The sequence below is a fragment of the Escherichia sp. MOD1-EC5950 genome (assembly GCF_002965345.1).
GTDB lineage: Bacteria > Pseudomonadota > Gammaproteobacteria > Enterobacterales > Enterobacteriaceae > Escherichia > Escherichia marmotae.
In genome coordinates this window covers 1-2,631 of the sequence record NZ_PTSR01000073.1, presented here as the reverse complement: position 1 = coordinate 2,631, position 2,631 = coordinate 1, and the positions used below count along the sequence as shown (strand labels likewise).

Below are 2,631 nucleotides of genomic sequence, written 5' to 3'. Positions count from 1 at the left end.
AAAACAGCCATGTGTAACGCTCTGACCGTTACAAAAAGAGAAAGCGCCCCGTTGCCGGAGCGCCTTTGTGAACGAATAGCCTACTGCGCCATATTGCTTACTGTCTACGAGGCAGATTATAGCGTTGTGGTCGCACAGAGTGAAGGCGCTGATCACCGTTACTACAGCACGCCAGAAATGCAGAATATTTTGCTGCAAAATGTCGTTGGTCACGCTGTCCGGAAAGCAAAAAATTTTGCTGGTGGCGCGACTGATGCGATTTTGTCAGGTCGCAAGGTGATGATCAATCTGATGTCTAATTTCGTTCTGGATAAAACAAAGGCGACCGCAGAGGGCCACCAGTGGGAAAGCTACACACTTGAACACATCGCCAACAATGCCAGATTTGCGGCTGGTGGGCAATGTGATCAGTGTGCTGGCTTGCTGGTGGGCTATTCCTGCTCTTTAACATTGCCATGCCGCGATGTTTTCCAGGTATGCGACCCCATTTTTGTGCGCCTGTACTCTTTAAGGAATTTCTCAAGGATAAACGCACAGGGCGCGAATCTGTCTGACTCATATTCGTACGCTATCTTTCTGCGCTGTCTTTTCCGTGCCGGTGATGGTGTATTGGTCGATTCTTTGTTGGTCATTCTGTGTACCTGTAAAGCAATGCGCCGGAGTTCCTCACACCACGGCGATGATAGTTATTATTCTGATTCTTTGGCCTTGCGGCGCTGGAGTTCTTCACGTGCGACGGTGACGAGCTGCCCGATCTCCTCGACAGCTTTGACTCCGATTTTTTCCACCTGCGCCAGTGCATTGAGCGAAGAAACCAGGGGATTTTCTCCGCTTCCTTCTGCCTGGCGGCGGGCGATCTCACCACGCATGGCGGTTACTATGAATCCGGCGTTGCTTTCGCCGTCCAGTTTTACGGATTCCATGCCTTCAAAAGCATCATGTGGGATACGAATTGAAATCTGTTTTGATTTGTCGTTGATAGTGTTTTTTGCCATGTGCATTCTCCTAAACAAAAGATGTGATTCAGTATACACAAAAAAGAATCACAAAAAATACTTGACCTGTGATTCAGTTAAATTTAATTTAAATCACACCTCAGTAAGAGGATATAAACGACAACGCCCCGAACTGTTTGCGGCAGTAGCGGGGCGTCTAACCAAACCGTTAAATGAGGTAACGATTATGGCTGGGGCACAGCATACCCAAACTCACCCTAAATTTATATACACCTTCCTGGCGGTGCACCGTGATTGCATGGCTGACGGTAAAAACACTGTTCATGTAGCCGCCGATACGCTGGTTGATGCCTGCGAGATGCTCAATGACATGGGCTATATCTCGGCAACATGGAAAGGGCGTGAAGAAAACACGTTGTTTATTCAGAAATGCGAAAACAATTTTATCTGGCGTTTTATCGCCCTGAGTACGGCACAACCGCGCGTGATTCACATCGAGGCCACCAGCGAACAGGAAGCACGCCAGCAATCTCCTGATGGCTGCGTGATGGTATTCGCTGCCCGTATTCGCCAGGAGGTGGAGCATGTGTAATGCAACATGGCCTGATGCAGCGGTAGACGCTATCAAAACGCTGATGGATTCACTTATTGAGATTTCTGCTATCGCTGGTGTGGCGCATAAACACGCAGCCAGAGAATCAGAATGCATCTCCCATTATTTAGCATTTGTGCAGCTGAAAGCCGATCAGGCACTGGATAAGGCCGGAAAAATTATCATGGCTGATGTACAGGAGGTGCACCATGCATAACCTGTCAATTTCTGACCTTAACAGCATTCAGTTTGACGAGATATTTTCCGGGCAGCTACTGGTTAACGTGGAGAATGGACGCGTGGTAAGTAATTATCACCTGCCGGATGGTGCAATTGCCGGAAGCGTTGAAGCATTGCTGGAACTGGCGGAACGTGCGCGACTGATTAAGCCGTCAACGTGCCATCACGATGATGATCTGCATTTTACCGGGTGTATGGTGAGTCACTACGAAAACGGCGTTGAAGTATCCTGCGAACGTCTGCGTGATGATTGCTGTTTCGGCACACTGCCGGAATTTATCGAATTGCTGACCAGTTGCGGTTATCAGGTCATTCAGGGGGGTAAACATGCGTGATGATCGTTTTAATTCCCTGAAACAGGAGTTTGATGGCGCACCGGAAGATACATCGGGCGCATTGTTGAGCATTGCTGACATGATGAAAGCTGCATATTTTCTTATCAATACCAGGGGCTACAAGTCAGAGGGTGAAATGATTCTTAGTATTGCGTCGGACTATGCTGAATATGTGGCAGAGACGCGTTACAGAAGAAAATCTCTGGAGGATGTAAGCCATGCATAATCATGAAGCGCATGTACCCGTAGTGCTTAATGTGCCAGATGATTTCACCGGACGCGTGCTGGTTTACCTTGATAAAGAAAAAGTGAAATCACAATGCCGACTGAAAAGTAATGAGATTGTGGGTTCTCCTGAATTTTTTTCTGAACTCTGTATTCGTGCAGAAATAAAACCGGAACTGCTGACAGGAAAATAAAACCATGAAAAGGAAAAATTCTGGCTTTACTGCCAGCGGTCTCTCTCGGCCTGAAATCAGACACGGAGATATTTACCGCGACACCAGAC

At 47.7% G+C, this 2,631-nt stretch carries 7 protein-coding genes and 2 pseudogenes; 6 read left to right on the top strand and 3 right to left on the bottom strand.

Annotated features, from left to right (window positions below; translation table 11 throughout):
- The 3 genes from BEA93_RS26255 to BEA93_RS26245 all read right to left on the bottom strand — a co-directional run.
- Positions 1 to 213, bottom strand: a 213-nt coding sequence (locus BEA93_RS26255) for a hypothetical protein (protein ID WP_336603364.1), incomplete at its 3' end; no start/stop codon positions are given.
- 218 nt (positions 214 to 431) lie between these two features.
- Positions 432 to 632: a hypothetical protein gene (locus BEA93_RS26250; protein WP_024193730.1), complete on the bottom strand. Its 201-nt coding sequence runs from the start codon at positions 630 to 632 to the stop codon at positions 432 to 434.
- A 57-nt stretch (positions 633 to 689) separates the two neighbouring features.
- Entirely contained in the window at positions 690 to 995 is a 306-nt protein-coding gene (locus BEA93_RS26245; protein ID WP_001526649.1) for a YlcI/YnfO family protein, read from the bottom strand.
- A 397-nt stretch (positions 996 to 1,392) separates the two neighbouring features.
- Between BEA93_RS26245 and BEA93_RS26240 the strand changes: the two are divergent.
- From BEA93_RS26240 to BEA93_RS26430, 6 genes and pseudogenes are all read left to right on the top strand, one after another.
- A pseudogene (locus BEA93_RS26240) lies at positions 1,393 to 1,548 on the top strand (host cell division inhibitor Icd-like protein); the annotation flags it as partial.
- Positions 1,541 to 1,765, top strand: coding sequence for a hypothetical protein (locus BEA93_RS24100; RefSeq protein WP_000335966.1), 225 nt, complete (start codon positions 1,541 to 1,543; stop codon positions 1,763 to 1,765). The pseudogene BEA93_RS26240 and the gene BEA93_RS24100, both read left to right, overlap by 8 nt.
- Positions 1,758 to 2,123: a hypothetical protein gene (locus BEA93_RS24095; RefSeq protein WP_001526651.1), complete on the top strand. Its 366-nt coding sequence runs from the start codon at positions 1,758 to 1,760 to the stop codon at positions 2,121 to 2,123. Before BEA93_RS24100 ends, BEA93_RS24095 begins: the two co-directional genes overlap by 8 nt.
- Positions 2,116 to 2,349, top strand: coding sequence for a hypothetical protein (locus BEA93_RS24090; protein ID WP_001526652.1), 234 nt, complete (start codon positions 2,116 to 2,118; stop codon positions 2,347 to 2,349). The genes BEA93_RS24095 and BEA93_RS24090 overlap by 8 nt, the downstream gene beginning before the upstream one ends.
- Complete coding sequence (locus BEA93_RS24085; RefSeq protein WP_001526653.1) at positions 2,342 to 2,542, top strand: hypothetical protein; 201 nt, start codon at positions 2,342 to 2,344, stop codon at positions 2,540 to 2,542. The genes BEA93_RS24090 and BEA93_RS24085 overlap by 8 nt, the downstream gene beginning before the upstream one ends.
- 4 nt (positions 2,543 to 2,546) lie before the next feature.
- Positions 2,547 to 2,631 (top strand): annotated as a pseudogene (locus BEA93_RS26430) (DUF4222 domain-containing protein); the annotation flags it as partial.